The organism is Mesorhizobium sp. WSM4836, from assembly GCF_055811815.1.
This window is the reverse complement of sequence record NZ_JBVVQF010000033.1, coordinates 21098-43662: the sequence shown is the minus strand read 5'-3', so window position 1 is coordinate 43662 and position 22565 is coordinate 21098. Positions and strand designations below refer to the sequence as shown.

General features: G+C 61.0%; 16 protein-coding genes. 6 read left to right on the top strand and 10 right to left on the bottom strand.

Annotated features, from left to right (window positions below):
- Positions 1-8: 8 nt before the first annotated feature.
- On the top strand, positions 9-1259 hold the full coding sequence (locus tag AC0L2P_RS28715; RefSeq protein ID WP_473506177.1) for a caspase family protein: 1251 nt from the start codon (positions 9-11) through the stop codon (positions 1257-1259).
- A gap of 59 nt (positions 1260-1318) precedes the next feature.
- On the opposite strand, the gene AC0L2P_RS28710 is transcribed toward AC0L2P_RS28715, so the two are convergent.
- Complete coding sequence (locus AC0L2P_RS28710; protein WP_473506175.1) at positions 1319-1924, bottom strand: DUF6931 family protein; 606 nt, start codon at positions 1922-1924, stop codon at positions 1319-1321.
- 186 nt (positions 1925-2110) lie between these two features.
- Here AC0L2P_RS28710 and AC0L2P_RS28705 point away from each other — a divergent pair, with 186 nt between their 5' ends.
- Positions 2111-2647, top strand: a complete 537-nt coding sequence (locus AC0L2P_RS28705) for an OmpA family protein (protein WP_473506173.1) — start codon at positions 2111-2113, stop codon at positions 2645-2647.
- A 229-nt stretch (positions 2648-2876) separates the two neighbouring features.
- Here the strand turns inward: AC0L2P_RS28705 and AC0L2P_RS28700 are convergent, their stop codons facing one another.
- From AC0L2P_RS28700 to AC0L2P_RS28685, 4 genes are all read right to left on the bottom strand, one after another.
- Positions 2877-5210 (bottom strand): M23 family metallopeptidase, encoded by a 2334-nt coding sequence (locus AC0L2P_RS28700; RefSeq protein ID WP_473506171.1) that lies wholly within the window; start codon positions 5208-5210, stop codon positions 2877-2879.
- Positions 5207-5617, bottom strand: a complete 411-nt coding sequence (locus tag AC0L2P_RS28695; RefSeq protein WP_473506169.1) for a DUF1036 domain-containing protein — start codon at positions 5615-5617, stop codon at positions 5207-5209. The genes AC0L2P_RS28700 and AC0L2P_RS28695 overlap by 4 nt, the downstream gene beginning before the upstream one ends.
- 108 nt (positions 5618-5725) lie before the next feature.
- Complete coding sequence (locus tag AC0L2P_RS28690; RefSeq protein WP_473506167.1) at positions 5726-8311, bottom strand: serine/threonine-protein kinase; 2586 nt, start codon at positions 8309-8311, stop codon at positions 5726-5728.
- Positions 8311-9090 carry a PP2C family protein-serine/threonine phosphatase gene (locus tag AC0L2P_RS28685; RefSeq protein WP_473506195.1) on the bottom strand — a complete coding sequence of 260 codons (780 nt, stop codon included), beginning with the start codon at positions 9088-9090 and terminating at the stop codon, positions 8311-8313. The genes AC0L2P_RS28690 and AC0L2P_RS28685 overlap by 1 nt, the downstream gene beginning before the upstream one ends.
- Positions 9091-9342: 252 nt before the next feature.
- Here AC0L2P_RS28685 and AC0L2P_RS28680 point away from each other — a divergent pair, with 252 nt between their 5' ends.
- Positions 9343-9501, top strand: a complete 159-nt coding sequence (locus AC0L2P_RS28680; protein ID WP_473506193.1) for an RES family NAD+ phosphorylase — start codon at positions 9343-9345, stop codon at positions 9499-9501.
- Between the two features lie 355 nt (positions 9502-9856).
- Here the strand turns inward: AC0L2P_RS28680 and tssM are convergent, their stop codons facing one another.
- The 3 genes from tssM to tagH all read right to left on the bottom strand — a co-directional run bounded on the left by tssM (position 9857) and on the right by tagH (position 16242).
- Positions 9857-13420: a type VI secretion system membrane subunit TssM gene (gene tssM / locus AC0L2P_RS28675; RefSeq protein ID WP_473506165.1), complete on the bottom strand. Its 3564-nt coding sequence runs from the start codon at positions 13418-13420 to the stop codon at positions 9857-9859.
- Between the two features lie 22 nt (positions 13421-13442).
- Positions 13443-14948 (bottom strand): type VI secretion system protein TssL, long form, encoded by a 1506-nt coding sequence (tssL, locus tag AC0L2P_RS28670; protein ID WP_473506163.1) that lies wholly within the window; start codon positions 14946-14948, stop codon positions 13443-13445.
- A 241-nt stretch (positions 14949-15189) separates the two neighbouring features.
- Complete coding sequence (tagH, locus tag AC0L2P_RS28665) at positions 15190-16242, bottom strand: type VI secretion system-associated FHA domain protein TagH (protein WP_473506161.1); 1053 nt, start codon at positions 16240-16242, stop codon at positions 15190-15192.
- Positions 16243-16483: 241 nt separating this feature from the next.
- Here tagH and AC0L2P_RS28660 point away from each other — a divergent pair, with 241 nt between their 5' ends.
- Genes AC0L2P_RS28660 through AC0L2P_RS28650 form a run of 3 tightly spaced genes read left to right on the top strand, consistent with a single transcriptional unit; the run spans position 16484 to position 20429 of the window.
- A complete protein-coding gene (locus AC0L2P_RS28660; RefSeq protein WP_473506159.1) occupies positions 16484-18814 on the top strand; it encodes a type VI secretion system Vgr family protein in 2331 nt (776 codons plus the stop codon).
- A gap of 19 nt (positions 18815-18833) precedes the next feature.
- Positions 18834-19256: a DUF6484 domain-containing protein gene (locus AC0L2P_RS28655; RefSeq protein WP_473506157.1), complete on the top strand. Its 423-nt coding sequence runs from the start codon at positions 18834-18836 to the stop codon at positions 19254-19256.
- A 9-nt stretch (positions 19257-19265) separates the two neighbouring features.
- Positions 19266-20429: a hypothetical protein gene (locus AC0L2P_RS28650; protein WP_473506155.1), complete on the top strand. Its 1164-nt coding sequence runs from the start codon at positions 19266-19268 to the stop codon at positions 20427-20429.
- 1 nt (position 20430) lies between these two features.
- On the opposite strand, the gene AC0L2P_RS28645 is transcribed toward AC0L2P_RS28650, so the two are convergent.
- Positions 20431-21480 (bottom strand): hypothetical protein, encoded by a 1050-nt coding sequence (locus AC0L2P_RS28645; RefSeq protein WP_473506153.1) that lies wholly within the window; start codon positions 21478-21480, stop codon positions 20431-20433.
- Positions 21477-22565, bottom strand: coding sequence for a DUF2169 family type VI secretion system accessory protein (locus AC0L2P_RS28640; protein WP_473506151.1), 1089 nt, complete (start codon positions 22563-22565; stop codon positions 21477-21479). The genes AC0L2P_RS28645 and AC0L2P_RS28640 overlap by 4 nt, the downstream gene beginning before the upstream one ends.

Below are 22565 nucleotides of genomic sequence, written 5' to 3'. Positions count from 1 at the left end.
AGGACCTCTTGTTCCGGCGGTGGGGCTTCGATCTGATTGTCGGCAGTGCCCTGCGCGCGATCGGGCTGGTGACACTCTTGCTACTATTGACATTGACGGCGGCCAATGCGGAACGCCGTGTTGCTCTGGTCCTTGGCAACTCCCAGTACCAGCATGCGCCGGCCCTGACCAACCCGGTCCGCGACGCGCAGGCTGTTGCCGACCGCCTCGAGAAGTTGGACTTTGAAGTGGTCTCCGGTTTCGATCTGACCAAATTGCAGACCCAGACGACGATTGCGCAGTTCGCAAAGCAGGTGCGTGGCGCCGACATTGCCCTTTTCTTTTACGCGGGCCACGGTTTGCAGGTTTCGGGCAGCAACTACCTGCTTCCGGTCGATGCCGCACTGGAAGACGAGACCTCGCTTGATTTCGAGGCGGTGCCTGTCGAGTTCATTTTGCGGCAAATGTCGCGCGAGACCAGCATAAGACTGATTCTTCTCGACGCCTGTCGCGACAATCCCCTGGCCGAAGTGTTGGCAAAGGCCGCCGGCGTCAAGGGAGCGAGAAGTGGGCTTGCCGAAATTCCGATCGAGAATGGCGGCGCGGGCACGCTGGTCGCATTTTCCACCAGTCCCAATCAGGTCGCCTTCGACGGATCGAGCGAACATTCCCCGTTCACGTCGGCGCTGCTTTCCCATATCGGGGCCACGAACGTCTCCATCACCGACGCGATGAACATGGTCACCGCCGATGTCTTCAAAGCAACTGCCAGCAAGCAGCGCCCGTGGCTCAATGTCTCGCTGACCACCGAGGTCGTTTTGCACAGGGTCGATCTCAACGCGCCGCTGATCGTCGGCGAGGCAACTGCCCCGCAACAACCGGAAGGCGGCTCAGATGGGCGCAACGCCACCGCAAATCCGTCGGGCGCTGACGACGCCGAGCTTGCGCTGAATGTGCTGCGTCAGAAAATCCCTGAGCTGGCCTCCGACGATCCGATCTTTTTCAACCACCCCGTCAATTTCGGGGATCCGGCAATCGACGGAAAGAGTATAGCCGAGTTGATCATGGGCAAGCCGCTCTTCAGTCCGGTGGAAGGACTCGACACGTCTGTGTGGCAGGGCAAGCACTGCAATGGCTGCCATGAGTGGGATGAGGATCGGCTATGCGAACAGGCGAAGAATTTTGCCGCCAATGATGTCTCCGTGCTGCGCCTGCAACATCCGCTGGGAACACGCTTCAAGGTGGCGCTGGCCAAATGGGCGCAAGGCGGCTGCAAGTAAGATCTGGACCTTCGGTTCGAAAACCCCTGCTCAAGCCAGACGAGGGAGCCAATGCGCGTCTAATAAGCATCCGCCGATTGGCGCCGCGCCTCGATCTCGGCCATCTGCAGGCCCATTTCGACAAAGGCAGAAAGAACGGCAAAGCGATCCGCGAGTGCAACACGCGCCAGGCCTGCCAGAACACCGGCATTTACGGCATGGGCGGCAGGAAACGGCGGCAAGCCCGTTGGAGCGGCTGCGCCGACGACAGAGCCGGGAGCACCAAAATCCCCGCCAACACCATTGTCACGCCATGCCGCGGCCAGGGCAATCCAGGCGCCCGGGGTTGTCGGCGGCACTGCGGCTGCCTGGCCCAGCGAGGCGCGATGGTGGGGACTGTCCGGTTCGCTGACCCAGTTGTGGACCAGTGCGAGCAATTCTTGGTCGGTTCCATCGAGCAGCTCACTCAAATGCCGCAGGCATTCATGGGCCCACCAGACCGCAGCCCGGTCCGGAAGCAGGTAGGCACAAAAGGTGATTGCCTCTTCGGGAACGCGCCCGACTAGGAGATCGCGGCAAAACTCGATCGAACGCTGTTCGGTTGGAAGGGCTCTCATGTCTCTGGCAGCGGCGGGACAAGCCATGAAAAGATCCCGTGCCGTTTTGAATCGGAGCCCGTTGGCCATGACGCCACGCTTTCATCGAGAACCAGTTGGCACTCAAGCCCCCGGCGCGGCGCGGGTCAAGTCTCAACTCGCAGCCCGGCGATCCTATCGACACAGCCATGGGCTAGGTGTTTATCGCAGACAATTGCTTCGGAATTTGGTATATTCACGCTTGGTAATATCGGATGCTCAACAGGAGTAACCGCTATGCGGTGGGCCAGTTCACCCTTGGTGTTGGCGGTCGTGGTTTTCTCGACCCATGTTTTCGCCGACCCTGTCCAGAAATCAGAAGACATCGTCAAGTTTTTTGCCGGCGCGGCCGATCTTGGCAAGTCGCGTGGAATTTGTGTCGGCACCGAGGAGCAGTGCAAGAGCAAGACCAAGGCAAAAGAGGGACCCGCCGATAAATCCAGCCTCGACATGCTGATCAATTTCGGGCTCGATTCGGCCGAACTGGACGCAACCGCGCGCGCCGAGCTCGCGGAGTTTGCCAAGGCCCTGAAGGACAACCGGCTGAGCAGTTTCCACTTCGTCGTCGAAGGCTACACCGACGCTTCCGGTCCGGCAAACTACAATGAGCGGCTCTCACGGCGACGAGCGCAATCTGTGACGTCCTTCCTGACATCAAGCGGCATCGAGGCTGCCCGCATTAACCCGATCGGCCTGGGCGAAGCGCATCCGCGCAGCCCCAATCCATACGATGCTGTCAATCGCCGTGTGGAAATGCGCATAAAGACCGAGTAACGAAACGCTGGCGCATGCCGCCGGAAACTGTGCGGCAGTTTCCGAACCACAACTCGCATTGCCGCGGGTAGGCCAGCCGTTTGAATGTCCGCTGTCAGTCCTTCAGCATGCCGCCCACCACTCACACCGGCGCGGAAGTGCAGCGCCTTGGTCGGGAAATCGCCAACCCGGGGAATCAATCGGTCTGCGTCTCCGAAGCGGCAGCGACTTGCCCGCGCCGTGCCCTGGCTCAAAGCGCGTTCTGAACGGAGCTCAGCATCGCCGTGATCACCTGTTTATACTTTGCGAACTCGGGCGATGTCTGCCGGACCTCAGTCGTGGTCGTCGTCTGCTGGTTCGCCGCAGTGGTGGCTGGGCTGAGCTTTCGACCCATCTTCCTTTCGGCCCAGTCCACCACATAGCTGGCGGTCTTGCCGGTGAGAAAGGGATTGGCCTGAATGACGGCTGACCCGAGCACTGCGCTCAGTTGCGCCGAACCCGACGCCGACAGCACCTGATGCGCCCCCTCCATACCGAGGAAATGGCATAGATAGAGCCGGCCGGCAGTGATCTGGTGGCCGCGCGCTCGAAGATAGGCTTCGCCCTCTCGCGCCAGATTGCGAACCATCTCGCGCGAGATGGTGGCATCGTAACGCAGGGCAAGCAGGTCGGCGGTCGACAGCGTGCGTGCAAGTTCAGGCCGGTATGTATTCATCATCCGGATCCAGGTCTTGGTGATGAATTGACCGGCGCCGGTCGCTGAAGAATTCGGGTTCTTGGCACGGGCACTGCCGCCACTTTCGACATGGACGATGCGGTCGGTGAGCGTTTCCACGGCGGAAAAATCCGAAGCGACCGCGGTAACTGTGCCCAGCGGGTCGATCGCCGCGCCATTCTGGTAGAGTTCGAAATGCAGGTGCGGTCCGGTCGAAAGTCCGGTGGTGCCGATGTAGCCGATGATGTCGCCTGCCTTCACCTTGGTGCCGACGCCGCCCACGATTGCGAATTTCTGCATATGCGCATAGCGCGTCTCGCGCCCGCTTCCGTGCGAAATCTTGACCAGATTGCCGTAGCCGCCCCCATCGCCCTGGAAATTGATTTCGCCATCGAAGGCGGCCGCGATCGGCGTGCCGACCGGCGCCGCCCAGTCGACGCCCTTGTGGATGCGAACGGTTCCTAGAATTGGATGCTTGCGCGGCCCGAAGGTCGAGGTCAGGACCCCGTTGACCGGTGTGACCATGCCGTTGGTGACCGTCAGCGAGCGAACCTGATCGTCGCCTGTCACGCATGCAAGCTGGCCATCGCCCTGCTGGAAGACGAAACAGTCCAGACTTTTTGTCGTGCCCTGAACACCAACATACAGCACCCGCCCCGCGCTTTCGTCGTTGCCGCGCGGCGTCTGCGAATAGATCAGCACAAGACGCTGGTCCTCGCTTGCGAAGGCGTCCAGATCCTGTCCTCTCGACAGATACATGATGGCTTCGCCGATCACGCCGGTCGGAACGCTATTGCGTGCCGCTGTCGAGTAGATCGCGTCGAGCAGACGATACTGCCTTTTGTGGGCGCCTTCCGCCGGCGCGCCAGAGTAGTTGAACAGATCTTCGCGTACCCAAGGATCAACGCCGGATACGAACACGCCCGCGGCATTGCGCGTCAGCGTACCGACAAAGACGTTCTTGGCGTAGATCGACACCTGGATGAGGGACATCGTTGTCGTCTCGCGGTTCGGCCGGTATCCACGCATGGCCACGACATAGCCCGGCTCCAGGCCGTCCCGGCCGAAGAGCGCCTTCAGCGCCTCGCCTGCCTGCTTGGCCCCGTCGGCGGAGAAATGTGCATCGAGCGCAACGCTATCCAAACTGCGATCGTTGAGGATCTTCACGAACGTGTCTTCCGTTGCCTCGAACCGCTGATATTCGTTCGTGACAGTTGCGACGCTGGTGTTGTTTTCGATCTGGGTCTTCTGGAACGCGGGAAGAGCTGCATCGCCTGAATCGATTGTTTCACCCCAGCCGGCCTCCGGGTCATCGGCGTCCGCCAGTTGATCGGCAGCAGGCGCGGGTTCATCAGCGGCAGGAGATGGCTGAAGATTGTTCTGCAGATCGCTGGAGGCTGAGGGGACGGTCTTTCGTTGCGCCTGGAAGAATGCAAAATCCTCCTGCGTCGACGGTATGGTCGTCATGAATTTCTCGCTGGCGCTAAGCATGACGTCGGACAAAATCTCGATCTGTGGCGAAATCCCGGCATGGTCGAGTTCGGCCGGACGCGGAACAACGCGGCCCTTCGTTGCGGCGCCGGAATCGGGTGCAAGGTTGATCCACATCGGGTCTCCCGCCAGGCCGATAATGGCAGGCACATAGACAGAGGCATCGGCCGGCACATCGTCGGCTCCTTCGACCGCATGCAGCTCCTCGTCTTCGTCGCCAAACGACCAATAATCGGCGGTGAGGTAGAAGCCGGCGGCAATCGAACACAGGAAAACCGTGGCGAGGCCGGCGAGAAGCCTGCGCCAAAAGGTGCGCCGGCGAAGGGCAGCGCGTGCTTGCTTCTTCTCCTTGAAGCTTGTGTCGATAGCGTGCGTCACGGACTGCTTCCGGTCAGGAAAAACGTCCACCGCACCTGTTCAAGCGTATCGACTTCAACAAATCGCGCGGCAATATGGCCGCGCTGCCAGCATTCGTCGATGCCGCGTATCGAGAAACGCCGCCGCTCAATGCACATTTCGGTCGTTCCGGTCAGGATGGCGTCGCCGAAAACGTCAGTGGCATAGAGGTAGATGTAGCGGTTCGTCAGTTCCTCGCGGATGACGTTCACGCACTGATTTGCGCCGATGGTCCACCAGCCATCGGTCTGGTCGACATTGTCGACCTCCTGGCCGACGGCGAGGTTGACGACGTCGAGCGTCTGATTGCACACCGTGAATTCGGCGCGCGCTTCGTTGCATGAGAGCACGGCCAGCAACGCGGCGGCCGAAACGACCGCAAGCCTCATGTGGCCCCTCGACGCAAGCAAGCTTCGAAGCCGACCACGCTGCTTCAAGGGCAGGTCGGAAGACGAGCGGGGCCAGCCCGAGCTACGGAGTTCCATCGGGCGCCCATACTACCCGCCGAGCCGGAAATACTTGGCACTGGCCGAGAACCTGGACACGTCGGCCTCGATTTCCTCGAGAATTTTGGGCAACAGCCGTGAGGCTGGCATTGGCGTGGAGAAGGCAGCCGCCTGGATATCCTGGGGGCCGGTGATCACCATGATGATTTGCGGCACGGCCTTGCCTGCAGCCCTGTCGGCGGCGCCGAGACCGATCGGGATGCTGAAGGTAGCCTTGCCCGATTGTACGACCATGCGGTCATCGAGGTTGAACATCATGCCTTTGTGGTCAATCAGCAGCACGCTGGAAATGAGCCCGCCACGCGTAACCAGCGTACCGCTGATCGGCGTACCGTTTGGCACCGATGTTCGATCGAGAACAAGCTGCGGCTTTTCGCCAGCAGTCTGCCCCAGAAAGCGCAGGAAGTTGGTGACTTCGCACTGGCTCGGCTCGATGAGGCGCACGTTGATGTCCGGCTCAACGCGGAACCTTGCCTGGAAATCAGCCAGCATCTGCTCAAATGGCTGGACTGCGGTTCCAAATCCTTCGATGGCAGCGGTCTTATCGGTTATCGAGGTCACGGCGGCGTAGAAACAGTCGCCGCCGCTGAAGTCGCGAACCCACGAGACACGCTGCGCTATATCGTCGATTACCGGGGCAACTTCAGTCTTGGGCACGTTCAGGGCGACCGTGGCCTTGTCTGGTTCTCTGGCCGCCGGCAGGTCGGTCTGCTTCTCCTTTGCCCTCGCCGCATCCGCCTGGCGTGCAGGCGGCTCGAGAACGGGCGCTGCTGGTATCGCCTTCGCCGGCCGGCTCGCCTGATCTTTGGGCGGGGGCAGGTCGGCCTGCTGCTTCTTTGCACTCATCGCATCTGCCTGGCCTGCAGCCGGCTCGGGAGAGGGCGTGGCCGGTGTCGCCAGCGCCTGCTGGCTTGCCTGCTGTTCAGGCTTTTGGCTCGCCGCGGCGTCCGGTTGGGCCGCGGGCGCCATCGGAGCCTTTTCGACCGGCGGGAGGGCTGGAGCAAGCTTGGCAGGCGGCGAGGGCGAATCGGGGTGAATTGACGGCGCTGCGTTTTGGGCCGGCGGTTGCGCCGCACTTTCTGACGGCTTCGACGGTTCCTGCATTTGCGTGAGCATCTTGGGCGACGCTGCCGGCGCGGGCGTTCGAGCCGCGGCGGCCTCCGCCTGATTTTCAGCTGGCGTTAATGTAGCCTCCGTTTGCCGCTTTGGGGCTGGAACTGCCTGTGATGGCTCAGGCGCGTCCGCATCATTGTCCGTCGCCAGCGGCTTTGACGCCTGTGCCTCGGGAATTGATGCACCGGGGACAGGCATTGCTTGTGGTGCAGGTCGTGCTGGCTCTGGCGCGGAAAGCGAGATTTTGCCGGCGCTCGGTGCGGTGGGCGTTGTAAAGCCGCTGAAATAAAGGCCGGCAACTGAGGCGAGAGCCAATGTCGCCAAGGCAGAGACGGCGATGGTTCGGCCCTTTGTAGATTTTCCGCGAACGGCGCCAACGAGCGCACGTGGCGGCGCGGCGACCGGTGAGGCCCGCGGTTCGGACAACAGCGCTGGCCGGACATGCGGGACAAAGCGCTGCCCGCCCGAGCCTGCCAAAGGGGCGTCATGGGCCAAGACATTGGATGGCCGGGACGAGGCCTTCGGATCGGGCGCAAGGGTTTGCCCGGCGCGTGGCAAACCCGGCCTGTCGCGGTTTGCGATGAACGTCGGCGGCGTTGTCCCTTCATCCTCGTCACGCGTCATCCTGGCGATTTCCGCCATGCTCACCGGGCGGTCTCGCGGATCCGGCTGCAGCATGGCTTCAACAATGTCACGAAAATCGTCGTCGATGTCGGACAGGTCCGGCACCGTCCGGCGCTTTTCGATGATCTCGAATTGGGACCCGCTCATGTCGATCGGCTTGCCGCGCAGGGCAGCAACCAGCACCAGCCCCAGGCTGTAGATGTCGGACTGCTCGCTGACATCGCCGCTGTATAGCCCTAGCTGTTCGGGGGAAACGTAGTTGTACTTTCCCGCGAACTTTCCGCCGATCAGGGTCTCACCGCCAACAGTCGCTGATCGCGCGATTCCGAAATCGATGATCTTGGCGCGATCCACCCGACCTCCAGGCAAGATGATGTTGTCCGGGGAGAGGTCGCGGTGAATTGCTCCGGCCTGATGCACGGCGCTCAGACCCGACGTGAGCCGATGGCAGAGCTTGCGCACCTGCTCAGTCGGCATTGGGCCATGTCGCATGACGTCGTATAGCGACTCGCCGTCGACGAATTCCATCGCAAGGTAGGGACGACCGATCCCTGGATCGATCGTGAAGACGTGATATCTCACGACCGCATCATGCGAGAGGTGATTGAGGATCGACGCTTCCTTGCGGAACAAGGACAAGATCGTCGGGTCGCGGGCAAATTCGGGCAAGACGATCTTGATCGCGACATGGTCGCCAGTCTGGATGTTGTGGCCGCGGTAGACCTCGCCCATGCCGCCGAATGCGATCCGCTCGTCAAGTTCGTAGATGCCGCTGAGCTGCGTGCCCACGGCGGTGTTGGCCAGCTGCGGCGATATTCGCGTCTTGTCGTCGGCGCTCATCAGCCTCGACCCTCCGCTCTGGACAGATCAGGGTTGGCGGGGTGTCCATTGCTTCTGTTTGCGAATTTTACCAGCACAATCGTGACATTGTCTGTCCCGCCTCGCTCCAGCACCGTTTTCAGCAGAGCCTCACAGGCCGCCTGAGGTGTCGCAGACACGACCGCGGCGCCGATTTCGGCGTCGGTCAAATGCGCGGTCAGCCCATCGGTGCACAACACAAAGATGTCTCCCGGCATGATTTCGCCTTGCTGGAAATCGATGACGATTTCGTCGCTGACGCCTACCGCATGCGTGATGACATTGCGGCGCGGCCAGGTGAGCGCCTCGGCTGCGCTGATCATGCCGCGGTCGAGAAGTTCCTGAACTTCGGTGTGGTCCTTCGATATCTGCGAGATCGAGGCGTTGCGGATCAGATAGATCCGGCTGTCGCCCGCCCACAGGCAGGCAAATCGCCCATCCATCGCCAACAAAGCGGCAACGGTGGAGCCGATGGTTATGCCGCGGGATTCGGAGATCCTGCGGATTTCGGCGTTGGCGCGGCTCAGCCTGTCCTCGAAGCGCGCACGAAGATCCGGGGCGGAACTCGCAATGCCGATAGTGGCCAGATGATCGACAATGCTGGCCGAAGCGACCTCTCCGGCTTCATGCCCACCCATTCCGTCGGCCACCACCCACAGGCCGGTTCGTGGCTCGACCAGATAGTTGTCTTCATTGTGCTCACGGACGCAGCCATTGTGGCTCACGCCGAAGCTTTCAAAGGAAAGGGCGACATCGCTCAACTTGCCACCAAGCGCTTTTCGAAGCGTCCTCTGCAGCGCACTGTCAGGCGCTCGCTGGCGCCACTTTGCCACAGGCTCCAATATTAAAATATCGAAATCTAGCTTTGAGTGCGTGACCCTTGTGGCCAGGTCACCACGAGAAAGAGCTCGAGAGATAATTTGAGGGCGCGACGGCGCTCCCCTGGTCAACTGCGCATGCTGCGATCTCCCGGTCTGTCACAACGTGCCGGTGCCTAAGTGTTCCAGCGCGCCATGGGCACGAACAATGCGATTTCGACCGGCCCCTATGAGCCTTGCGGCATTTGGTCTGATGCGCTGTGGGCGAATCGGGATCAGCCGGATGGATTGGCCTACCAATCGCGACACGATTCCAGCGAGATCTGCCTCGCTCTCTTTGAGAGAGCTGATTGAGAGAGCTGACTTCAGCTTCTGCCAAAGCAAACCCGATCCTTATCGAGCATCTTCGACAAAGTTGCAGCAGTGCTCGAGATTTATGGGAATCCGTTGTCCGCCAAATAGTACATCAGCTAGCGCCGGCAGCCACACGCCCGTTCTGAACTACTGTTCCTTGGACGAACGCTGCTCGTCGGCTCCGGCCGCGGCGGTTGCTTGCCCCGGATCGGGAAGACATCGTTTGACAAGGCGACGGTTTGGACATGCAGACCAACCAGGCGTTGGCTGATGCCGCTCATTGACGCAAGACAAACCTCTGATCCACTAGACTAGATTTCGCGATCTTACTTGCCCACGCGAGGCTCAATCCATCTCAAAACGCCTTCGGACAGCTGAATGCGGAAAGCGCCGGAAGGAAGAAAGGGCTGGGGCCGGAACCGGTCTGGATCGTATAGGCGACGTCGCGTCCGCCGACCACGAAGCGCGCCTCAACAGTGCCGTCTTTGCTGGTGGTCGTCGCCTTGTCCAGCAACCGCTTGAGCGACCACGGCCCTTCGAAGCTGATAACGGATTCGCGGCCCAGCATTTCCGGCATCAGTCTCAGACTGGCGGACGCCGAGGCCGCGCCGTTCGGCCAGGACACCGTGCTTGGCGTGCTACCCGCCTGGTTGCTCTGGACGATCTGGCCATCGACGTCGAGCACCGCAGCGTCCGCATCGCCATTCAGCGAGAACGGGGTAAAGGTCAGGTCGACCGAGGGCATTGATCCGCCCGAGGGGAAAAAGGCGTTGCGGATTTCCGCAGCCAGCTGAAAGTTTTTCAGCGTCGACTTCGACAGGTCGCGCCCAAAGCGCGCATTCTGTTTCCAGGTCCAGTCCTGGCCGCTCATGTCGATCAAGGAAGCAAGGTTTTGTGCGAAGAACCGGTCCATCAGGCCGCCCGGAGAGAACAACTTGGCGAAGTCCGCCATCGCAATATCCTGGGTGCCATCGCCTCCAAAGGGGTAGCGGCCGTTGACCGCCTCCTCGCAGGGCCGCGTGACAGCCTGGTCGAGCATCTCGTTCAAATTCGTCAACGAAATTTCAGCCGCGTTGCCCTCAAATTCATCTGCAGTTGCGTTGACCATCCTGCCGAGTTGCTTGGGCAGGCGCGATGCATTGGCGCGAAGGGTGGCTATCTGCAGCTGCAGGTTGGCGTTGACACGTTCGGTCTGCGAAGGGACCTCGGTTGCCAGTTGCAGGCTCTGGTGGATGTCGCGGAAATTCTGGGTCAGCGCATCGATCGGTCGGCGTTCAGAAGGACCGCTTACCAGAGCCTGGAAGGATCTGAACTGCGCTTCGACGTTTGCCCCAGGGTTCTGGCTTCGAAATTTTGCAGACCCCGTACCGGCACGGCTTTGCGATTTGGCGGAGCTAATTTGAATGCCGATACGAGCCAGGCCCCTGGCCATGTCTGCGGCTTCCTGGGGCTGGCGCATGACGGTGCCGGCTTGCATTCCAGCGCCCGAGTTTTCGTCGGAGACAGGGTCGCGCGCCAGGGCAGTTTCGTCGGCAATCGCGGTAAAGAGCTGTTCGATCGGCGAGTTTGGTGAGGAAACGGCGGAAAGCGCGACATAGTGCGGCTTGTCGTTCAGCATGGCTTTGAATTTCAAAGCATCGAGAACGCTGTTCCACGCGGCTGCGAACGCCTTGCCGTAGCGATCGAGAAGTTCGGGGCCGAGCTTGAGCAACTCCTGATCGATGCCGCCTTGCTCGCCGCCACCGCCCAGTACCCACTGGTCGTCGACGAGTGTCTGCGCAATGCGCGAAAGCTGTCCGAGATAAAAGTTGTTGAATCCGGCATGGGTGTAGAGACCGGTAACACGCAGCTTCGACAGATCGCCGCCATCGACGCGCTCGAACACAAGCTGCGCTTCCGGCCCGCCTTTTTGCGAAATAGAAAAATCGTCCAACGCAGCCGCGTACAGCGCCGACTTGATCAATGCGGACGCACGGTCGGCTAGGCTCATACGCCCGAGCGAACGCTGGGCGGCTTCCACAAGCGGCTGGTTGAGTTCGAAAACCGGATCATAGGCATCGTCCAGCGCAAGCATGGCGCGTAAGTGCTTTTCGAGCTGCGCGCGTCCTTCCCGGTTGCTCTCGCCTGGATACCGGTTTTGTTCCCAATCCTGCTTCATCCAGGAGATGATCAATGCGTCATCGACCTTGGGTGCCTTGCCGCCGAGCATCAGGTAAATCTTGAGCGGTTCGTAAAGCGCGGCGGGCTCGGCCATCGTCGCCTGTACGGTCCGCTCCGCCTGAATAAGCAGACGCGACCGCAACATTCGTTCCAGTGCTTGCCGGTAGGCCGTTGTCGATGCCGAAAGAAGCCTTTCCCGCTGGCTAAGGCCGACCGTTTCCTCCATGCGTGTCGGTAAGTCACTCCTTTCGAAACCGGCCGGCATGTTGCGCAACTGGTCGAGCGGCCCGATGACGTTTTCAAGGTCGACATCGGTGACCGTCGTGCTTTTGAGCAGGGCGTCCGCTGTCTCGCGATATTGGCTCATCGCTTGGGTCGTGGAGGCGATCAGCGAGCGGTTGGCCATGAAGCTTATCGCGAGCGCGCCAAGGGCCGCTGCAGTGATCAAGGCTATGATGCCGAAGCCGCCATATCTGAGGGCCGCTGCCCGCCTTTCGGTCGCTCGGTCATAGGAAACCCATCCGGATTCAGCGAAAATGACATCAGTCAGGAGATCGTGCAAAAAGAAGCTCTTGCCGGTCCCGGACAGGTGGGGGCGGGAATTGTTGCCGAAACTGCGGCCGATTGCGCCCAACATCTGATCGATCGGCGTTCCTTCTTGGGTCCCCGACGAGAAGTAGAGCCCACGCAAGCTGACGTTCACCTGGCTGCGGACCGGATCGAACAGGCTGGTCACGAAGCCGGCAATTCGGCCCTTGAGTGCGTAAAACTGGGCCGGAAAGCCAAAGATCGATATGCGCGAGACCGGATCAGGCTCTTCCTGCAGGCGGTCAGGCATCTCGTCCGCCAAGCGGTTCGCCAGTGCATCGAATTCGGCCGGAGCCTCACCGGCCATGTTCTTGTTGCGGTCTGTGGTCTGGAATGTCGCGCCCCAGACCTTGCGCCTGCGCGGCTCCTCGAAATTGCCGAAATATTCCATGAAGCCGGAAACAAGATCGGCCTTGGTGAAAAGCAGGTACACCGGAAACTGGATTTTCAGCGTCTCGTGGATCTCCCTCAGGCGACTGCGTATTTCAACGACATGGGCGTCGAGCTGCTGGTCATCGAGGCTGATAAGATCGGCAAGACTGATGGCCAGGATGACCCCGTTGATCGGTTGTCTGATGCGGTATTTCTTGAGCAATGACAAAAACGCCAGCCAGCTCTTGCTGTCGCTTCCAGCACTGGAATCCTGCGTGGTGTAGCGTCCCGCCGTGTCGATCAGCACAGCCCCTTCAGTGAACCACCAGTCGCAGGAGCGGGTGCCGCCAATACCGGCCACCGGCTGGGCGTCTCCTGAGCCGGCAAGCGGAAAATTCAGACCCGAATTGACCAGTGCCGTCGTCTTGCCGGCGCCCGGCGGGCCAATGACGATGTACCAGGGAATGTCGTAAAGGAAATTGCGCTTGCCGCTCGACCGCTTGAGTGCTGCGATGGCCTCACTCATGCGCCCCTCGAGCACCGGTGAATCGTCATTGCCCCCATCGTCGCGGGCAACAACGGTCTCGAGCGCTTTTTGCGCCTTTCTCACCTGCCAGACGCGCACCCCGTAAACGATGGCCACGGACGCCACGATCGTGCCGATGATTGTCGCGCGTAACCAGACAGGTCCCAGCGGCCGGATATCGGCGAAGCGGATCAAAGGTCCAGCAAACCAGACCGCCGCCGCAAAACCGGCCAACGCGGCCGTGCTGAATATCCGCGGCAGCCAACGCATCATGTGCGTTTCCGACCGGCGGTGTTCACAGCGTTTCCTCCTTCGGGATCATCACGTCGACACGGCGGTTCTTGGCGCGGCCCTCGGACGTCGCATTGTCGGCAATTGGTTCATCTTCGCCCTTGCCGTCGGCGGTTACTCGCGAGGGATCGTTAAGTTTCGCGGCGATCATCGTCTCAACAGCCTTCGCGCGGGCAACCGAAAGGTCAAAGTTCGATTTGAACGTGCTTGATTTCCGTGGTTTCACATTGTCGGTGTGGCCAACGATCCTGATTGGCCCTGGCTCGTGCTCAAGGGCTGCGGCAATCTGTGCGGCCAGTGGCAGAAACTCGGGCTTCACTTCGGTCTTGCCCGGCTGAAACAACAATAGATTGTTGATCTCCACTACGATGAAGTCGCCTTTTGTACCGATGGTCATCCCGCCTCGCTCGACTTGCGTGGCCAGGGCCGAGCGGATGCGGTCGATCTGCTCGGTTGCGGCAGGCGAGGCGACTGTCACCGGTTCGGCAAGTGGTGCCACACTGGCGCGCTCGATCGTCACAGGCGTCGAGGGATTGAGCGCCAGCAATTGCCTGGCTGCAGCATCGCCTTCATCGGTCATGAACGCCCGCAAGGTGAAGAACGCGGCCGTCAGCAGAGCTGACGCCGCTGCGGCAACACCCCAGAGCGGCAGGCGGGCCGAAGACGGCATCATCGTCGCGGCCATGCCTTGCCAGCGGGGGGAGATGTCCTCTCCGGCGCGGGCCCTGAAGTAGCGAAGCGTCTCGTAGACGTCGCGCCGCACACGTTCGAGACTGGTATCCTCGCGCGCCAGGCCCCGATACTGGCCCTCGAATCCCAGGGACAGGCAGACATGCATCAGCTCCAGCAGGTCTAAGTGTGGCTCCGGATTGGCCAGCACCTTGTTCAGCGCTTCGTAAAAGCCGGCGCCAGTGGCTTCGACGTGAAAGAACCGCGACAACATACCGTGCTGTGCCCAGGTGTCCTTGCCGGCCCAGGGGAGGTTGCCAACAAGATCGTCGGCGGTTTCGCAAAGGGCAAACTTGGCGATCCGCGCATCTTCTTCGGGAACGCCTGACTTCTCCAGCGTCCAGTCGAACCTCTCGATCGCATCGGCGATATGTTCGGCCAATGGCGGCGCCTGTCTATCGACCGGCACGAGCCTGAGATGCCCGAACAGGACGAGCAATGGTGCTGAGGCAGCGAGGATCGGATTTGCCGTCGAATATTTGACCGTGTCTGCGGCGCCGAGCAGCACCTCCTGCTGAATGATTGGCCTTGACCCAGCTGCCTCGGCTCTGGCCGCTGCACGGGGTGATGCTCCCTGATAAAGAATGGTTCCGGATGTCCAGTCCGGCGGCATATGCCGACCTATGTCAGGATCGAAAACTGTCGATTTCTTGACATCCAAGGGCCCGACAGTCTTGGCAATCGGTTCGTTTGCGGTTGGTTTGGCGTTCTGCCCGCGCCGTGGATTGGTGCGGATGACGGTCTTGCCGACCGGGCCGAAAGGATCGTCCTTCGAGCTCATCGCTGATATGCCGCCCGATAGCGCAGGCAAGGATCATACTGGCACGGCCGCGGTCCGGAACTACAAGAAACTATGGCGCCGCAATATGACATCTGCCGCAGACCCCCAGGTCAATCAGGCTTACCCGCCTGGCGAACTGTCGTATGTGATCGTAATCTCAGATGTTGTCGATTGGAACATGATGCGGTGCGCCGACGCGCTTTTCTTCGTCAGCTGAGGCGGCGCAGTCTTTTGCGGCGGTCTATTTGTGCTTGTCAGCTTTGGCATACGCCTCGCTAAAATAGGCCAAGAATATATCCAGCATGCCGTTTTCGTGTGCTTCCTCCATGCTCCGCCACGTCCCGACAAAAGCGTCCCATGCTTGGGCCTTCTTCGAGGTAAACGATGTCGGCGGGATCTTTTTGCCGATCGCTTCCGGCGAAAGGTCGTCAAGCAGTCGCGAGAGCGCTGCTTGCATGGCGGCATAGGTGGCAAATTCGTGCGCCTTGAGATCGCGGAATGCGTCTTGGACGCTGTGCCTGGCATCGAGATAGCCGGCCCTGCGCCGTGCGAACATGATTTCGAGTATGTCGTCGGTGCCCGGGACAAATTTGAGGGGATTGTTTTCAGCCGAGCTTATCATCGTTCGGTGCGGGCTCTTGGCCAATGTCTTTGCAGCCGCACGTGCCTTCAGCAGCATGGCCAGTTGCTCAACCACCATCCGAAGCACCGCGCCGATTTCGGCAGCGACTTCATGCGGATCACGCAATTGCAACAATTCCGGCGAAATGCCTGCGGCAATTGCAATTTCCCGCAGCACCTCGTCTTTTGTCGGGAAGGTCGCAGGCAGCGACGATGTCGATGGCGGGGCTTGCCCGACCCATCGCTCTGACGAACTGAAGAAAGGCTCGCGTCCGGAATCAAGCAGCCGATCGGCCGCCGCCGGCATGTGTCGTTGCGTCGAACCTCGGTCGGCCTCCGGATGACTTGGCGTTGCGTCCTCTTCGTCAATCGATACAAAGATGACGTAGCGGCCGATCAGGAGCCTGTCGCCGTGGTCTAGCCGGCGCGGACCGGTGATGCGTTGGCTCGATCCATTGATGAAAGTGCCATTGCGCGAAATGTCGTGCAGCCAAAACGCGCCTTCCTCGTATCGGATCTGGCAATGCCGGCCGGAAATGAACTTGTCGGGGTCGGGCAAGATCCAGTCGCAATGTTCGCGCCCGATTTTGAAGCTGCGACTACGCGATCTGTAGCCGGGCGACACGCCTGCGGGCAGGGCGTCGACATTGCTGATCTGCAGACTGATTAACATGCGAAATCGCCTGTGTGATCGCTGGCGGCCTTGCCGACACGATACTCCATGTCTTTAGCGTCGCTAATCCCAAAATTCGCATCACAGTGGGCAACCTACTCGTGGTCCGCTTTGGCCTGCACAACAAACATGTGGTACGCTCGAAACGGACTGGCAACCACCAGGGTGATGTGATTTCGAGTTCCTGACCAGGATCGTCAAATCGACTGGGCTGGCCGCCAGGCGAGGAGGGGCACGACCCATGCCGAGTGAACAACGTGCCACGGTGGTGCAAACGCCAGTTGGCGCTGAGCTGTTGACCTTTACACATCTCGTCGGGCGGGATGAGATCAGTCGTTGTCTGGCCTACACGGTCGGGTTCGTAAGCCCCAGCCACGATATCGATCCGCTTAAGATGCTGGGTGGCCCCGTCTCGATCGAAGGTGAATCCAACCCCCAGCGCTGGTTCAGCGGCATCGTGTCGGAGTTTCGCCTCACCCGGATCGAGGACCGACTGGCCTATTACGAAGCAGTCGTCAGGCCATGGCTCTGGTTTCTCGGCAATACGACCGACTGCCGCATTTTCCAGAACATGAGCGTCATCGAAATAGTCGAGGAGGTTTTCTCGAAATACAGCACGGCAAAATTCGAGAAGCGCTTGCAAGGCTCTTATCCGCCGCGCGAATACTGCGTCCAGTATGACGAGACCGACCTCGATTTCGTGCAGCGGCTGCTCGAGCACGAAGGCATCCTGTATTTTTTTGAGCATGACGAGGGCAAGCACACGCTTGTGCTGGCCGACGCAATGAACAAGCTGAAGCCGGCGCCCGGCTATGAGAAGGTGCCTTATCACTTTGAAGGGCAGGGCTCCCGGCGCGATGTCGAATACATCACAGAATGGATTCCAGGCAGCTCCGTGCGGCCGGGTGCCTATGTTCATACCGACTATGATTTCAAGAAGCCGGGCGCCGACCTGATGGCGAAATCCGCCCAGCCGTTCAGTCACAAGCTGGCTGCGGGCGAGAATTACCGCCAGCCCGGCGCGCATCTCGACGTCGGCCGCGGCGACAGCCTGGCCGCGATCCGGCGCGAGGAAATCCAGGCGGTGCACCAGCGCATCGCTGCAGTCGGCACGGTGCGGGGCCTCTATTCTGGCTGCACGTTCAAGCTGGACGGCTTCCCAAGAGAAGACCAGAACCAGGAATATCTGGTGGTCAGCGCCGAATACAGGCTGTTCGATCCGGGCTACCGAGCCCATGCCGACGTCGAAAGCGAGAACTTCAAGGTGATCCTCGGCGTGGCGCCGACTGCCTTGCCCTATCGTCCGCCGCGGGTCACGACACGGCCGATCATGCGCGGTCCGCAGACGGCGACGGTGGTCGGCCCATCGGGCGAGGAGATATTCACCGATAAATATGCCCGGGTGAAGGTCCAGTTCCACTGGGACCGTCTGGGCAAGAAGGACCAGAACAGCTCCTGCTTCGTGCGGGTTTCGCAGACCTGGGCTGGCAGCGGTTGGGGGTTCATCCAGATCCCGCGCATCGGCCAGGAGGTCATCATCGATTTCATTGAAGGCGACCCGGATCTGCCGATCATCACCGGCAGGGTCTACAATGCCTCGCAGATGCCGCCCTACGGGCTGCCGGGCAGCGCCACGCAATCCGGCTGGAAGTCCGACTCATCGAAAGGCGGCGGCGGTTACAACGAGCTGATGTTCGAAGACAAGGCCGGCTCCGAACTGGTCAACTTCCAGGCGCAGAAGGATCATAACCTTCTGATCAAGAACGACCGCACCAAGCTGGTCCAGCACGACCAGTCGGACCGCATCGACCACGACGCCAAGCACTCCGTCGGCCACAACCTCGACGAGGACGTCGGCAACAACAAAACGGTCAAGGTCGGCGTCGACCAGACCACGGATATCGGCTCGAACGATACCGAGACGGTGGGCAAGAACCGTTCGCTGACTGTGGGCGTCGACGAGACGATAGGCATTGGTGCGAATTCAACCGAGACGATCGGGCAGAACCATACTCAGACGGTGGCGTTGGTACAGACGATCACCGTTGGCGCGGCGCGCATCGATTCAGTGGGTGCTTCTGAAACCCGAAGCGTAGGCGGGCCACAAGCGAATACGATAGGGGCGACACGGTCGGTGACGGTAGGGACGGCGCAGAGCCACAGCATCGGCGCGACAGACAAGTGGCAGATCGGCGCCGCCCAGACCGTTGACGTCGCCGCAGACCAAAGCTTTACTATCGGCGGCGCCCAATCCTTCCAGGTCGGCAAGGCGCGCCTGGCCAAGATTGCGGCGGACGAGGGGATCGAGATCGGCGGAGCCTATTCGCTAAAAGTCGCCAAGGCGAGCAGTGTCATCGTTGGCGAAGACGGCGTGATGAAGTTCGGCAAGAAGCTGTATATCGAGGCGGCTGATGAGATCACGCTGAAATGCGGCGATGCTAGCATCATCCTCAAAAAGGACGGTACGATCAGCGTCAAGGGCAAGGACATAAGGCTTGACGGCAGCGGCGACATCGACGTGAAGGCCGACGGCAAGACCAAGATCAAAGGCAGCAGTGTTCACAACAATTGAGGGAATTGAGGGCCGAGCGATGGACGTTGTAGAGCGTGTTGACGGCGTGATAATTGGGTTGCTGATCGGTTTCGATGACGGCTCGCCGCTCGTGGTTTTCGTCGGCAATCCCAGCGACACGGCGCTGAAGGCCCGCAGTCTCGCCGCTCTCGACGCTTCCTCTGTCGGCTCGGAAGTCGCACTCCTGTTCGAAGCGGGCGACACCGCCCGGCCGCTTGTGGTCGGACGCATAGTTGATCTGCGCCCCCAGCCGCATCCCGTTGAAGTGTTGTGCGACGGCGAGACGGTGACACTGGACGCGCGCGATCGCATCGAGCTCAGATGTGGCTTGGCGTCCATCATTTTGGAGAAGAACGGGCGCGTCTCCATCCGCGGCACACAGCTCAACAGCCACGCGACCGGTACCAACCGTATACGAGGAGCAGCCGTTCACCTGAATTAGGTCGAGCCGATGCAGCGCCTTGCGACGATCCCCGCCATCGTTGACCAGCACGCGGAGGACGCCGCTTTCCTCTGGTCGCGGCGGCGCCGCGAGATCGACGGACCGCTTCTGGGCGAACTCGACATCGGCCGCATCGACCAGCGACTGGACGCCAATCTTGAAGGCCTGTTCGCGTCGGGCGAGGCTGCTTGGGCGGCGGCGAACGCGCGTTTCTCCGATTATCCGGAAGCCCCAGAACTCTTTGTCATGGCGTGCTTGGCGCTCCATTGGGGACTGGAAAAGCCGCTTGCCGCAGTGATTGAGGCCGCCACCGCGCTCGGCGAGATCGGAATCAAGGCTCTATCGGGCGCCATCGCCCGGACACCGCGCGAAAAACTCCGTCCTTTTGTCGCCAAGTGGGTCGATTCCAGGGAAACGATGCTCACATGCCTTGGGCTCGCGGCACTCTGGCATCATCGCGCCGATGCCGGTCCGAGCCTCGGCGAATTAGCCGCAAATGCCCAGGCTGAGGTCCGGATCCGGGCGTTGCGGTTGGCTGGCGCGTTGCGCCGCCGCGATCTGCTCCCGGCAATAGCCGAGCGTCTCGCTGCCGATCGGCCGCCGGAGCGGTTGGCGGCCTCCTTCGCCACTTGTCTTCTCGGCGCAGGCCGCACGGCCCTGCCCGTTCTGGATGAATTGCTAGCCTCCGACAGTGTTCCCATCGGTGAGGTGATCGACATCCGGCTACTCGCCTCGGCGGGAACTTCCGCAAAAGCCTGGCTTCAGAAATGTCTGAACAAACCGTCGTCGCGACTACCGGCTCTAGCCGCCATCGGAATGCTTGGCGACAGATCGATCGTGCCCTGGCTGATCGAACGCATGCGCGAGCCCCAATTCGTTTATGCCGCGGGCCTGGCTTGGCGCGATCTGTTCGAGGTCGATTTCAATGACACCGACGTCTTTGCTGTCAATTCCGCGTCGCTTGGAAATCAATTCGCTGACATCGAGGATTCGCCACTTCCAATGGCGGACCGCGCGAGTGCATGGTGGGACGACGGGCGGGGACCAGGTAAGCACGCAATATTCCGCTCGATGCGTCGGCAGCGGCTCGCCGCCATCCGCGCCTCTTTCGAAAACCCCGACCTCCCCTTGGCCGACTGGCGGCGCACGCAGCGCTTCCCCGCCTGGATGTAATTCAGCCCGACCTGACCTTGCTGACCAGCGCCGTAGCGCGCAATCCGGCTTCGGACGCGACCTCGCACATGGCGACCGGGCCGGGCGCATAGCCGGCGGTGAAACTGTCGGCCGCCACGAGCAGCGTCAGCGCCCCGCCGGCCGCCCCTACCTCGCCGACAGTCATTGCCGGATAGGCAATCGGCAAGGTTTCGCGCCGTGTGCGATAGAAGCGAGACCGCGCTATGTTTGCTTCCCACCCGCTATAGCGCTCCCCATTGCCATTGCTGACGACAAAGACAATGTCGGGCTCTTTCGGACCAGCGCCGGTCCCATTCAACGCACCCTGAAGGGCACCAAGCAGCCCTTTGCCCTGGCTGTATCGCTCGGTCAGAACAGTATCGGCTTCCTGAGCAAAACCGGCGCCGTGGATGGCGGCGAGACACGGCGACTTCGGATCCGGTCTCGATTGCAGGCAAACGAAGGCCGCCGCTTCTCCGGGAACAAGGCCTTGAGCATTGTCAGAGCCCTTCAGCCGTCCCATTTCGGCGAGCCGAGCGATATCCTTGTCGTTGACCAGACTGTCGACGCCGCCGAGCAGAACGCGCTCGACGCCCGGATGGGCAAGCATATCGCACATTTGCTCAAGCACGCCGATGCTTGCTGCGGCACCGCCATCGAGCGCGCGCGAGGCCTCATGGAATGGGCCGCCGCATGCGTGCGCGACGGCATTCAGAAAGCCAGAGGGGCCGACTTCTTCGAAGGCCACATGGTTCCTGAAGTTCTCCGGCAACACGAGTATCAGCACGGTCGTGCGCGGATCCGCCGCCGCCGATACCAGCGCGTCCGTGATGGCGCGCGATGCCATGTTGACCAGCCAGTCCCAATCCGTGGTTCTCAGCGACCAATGAGTGGGAATTCGCGAGACGATCTGCGACGCACCCATAGGTTCGGCTAGCAGATACTCTTCAAACGCGGAGAGCCCGGCCCGGATCGTGGCGAGCGTTTGCCGCCGGTTCAGGCCGGCGGGCGTCACTGCGCCGCCGCCAGCGATATATAATGGTCGTTTCATGGCAGCCACACCGGGCGGTCAGTAATGGTGCCGTCAGTCCCGCGCAGCGCTAAATAATCCTTACCCTTTCGCTTCGCCGCAATCAGCGCCGGAGTGACATGGCCGAAGACGAGTTCGCGCAGTGCAGGTCGGTTGCGCCGCGTCGTCACAGCCACCCGCGCTTTCAGCGTCACCCGAAATATGTCAGGCTCGATGATGACCGTGTCTGCCTTGAAAACTTGGTCTTCGACGCGGTCGTCGAAAATCAGACGGATGGGCGCGACCACGCGCGGCAGCTTGAAGTTCCACCGGCCGGCGGGGGTGAGTCCCATCAGAGTGACCCGCTCGCCGCCGTTGAGATTTGGAAGTTGCTGGTCCGCCGGCGCCGCGAGATTGTAGCGCGGATCGTAATCCTTGGGCGGCAAGGGCCACTGGGTGTCGATCCAAGCCTGATCATAGGTCCCTGCCAACGGCAGGCGCGGCTGCCACCCGCGCCCGAGCGCCCCGAAACCGGCGGGCCGCGGCTTGTCCAAGGGGCTCATGAATGGCTCGGCCGGGTATGTTATGTTTGGCGCTTGCGTCTTGACTGCTGGATCAGCCGAGCGGGCATGCGCAAAACCCACTCCCAGCGGATTGCGCGGGTCGGTCTTCAGATCGGCGGTGGTGCCGCCGTAGGCGCGTTCATAGACGATAGGCATCCGTGTGAATGGATGTGGCGCGCTGTAGCTTCCGGCATCATAAATGCGGTCACCCGCGATACTGAGCACCTTTTGCAGTGGCCCGAACCTCAGTCCCACTTGCATTTCTCGAACCGGTTTTCCGTTCGGTGCATATGCGGTGCCGTTGACGATGACGTCGACGCCGGGCTTAAGCATCGCGATATCGGCCTCATAGCGCGTCGAAGAAAGGGTAGGATTGCCGAAAAAGATATCGCTGAGCGTCACCGGCAATTGTTCCTCGGCCGCCTCCAGCGCGGTCGCTTGCTCCGCGCCTTGGAAGCTCGCCGAGAAAAGGCCTAGGAAGACCTCCTGACCGTCCGCATCAGGCAGCGTGTAAGACGCCACAGCGAAGGGGGTACGATTCTCCAACCAGACAGCAAAGCTCAT